The organism is Clostridium sp. CMCC3677 (assembly GCF_023845585.1).
GTDB classification, from domain to species: domain Bacteria; phylum Bacillota; class Clostridia; order Clostridiales; family Clostridiaceae; genus Clostridium; species Clostridium aquiflavi.
Window position 1 is genome coordinate 1 of sequence record NZ_JAMQHS010000142.1, and the last position, 210, is coordinate 210.

General features: G+C 35.7%; 1 pseudogene. It reads left to right on the top strand.

Features of this window, described 5'->3' with window-relative positions:
• Window positions 1-210 (top strand): annotated as a pseudogene (locus NG901_RS17015) (hypothetical protein); the annotation flags it as partial.

The following is a 210-nucleotide window of genomic DNA, read 5'->3' on the forward strand; positions in this document are numbered from 1 at the left end:
AATGGTGACAATGCAGATACAACTTCAAACTCAAATAATAAAGCTACCAAAGTAGAAAAAGTTTCAGTAGATACAACATCAGATGTAACAAAAGCAGTAGACAAAGTACAAGATGCGGTAGTGAGTGTTCTAAATTACCAATCATCTTCATCCCTTGATGGAACAACGACTTCTGAACAAGAAGCTTCCTCAGGATCTGGTGTTATTTAT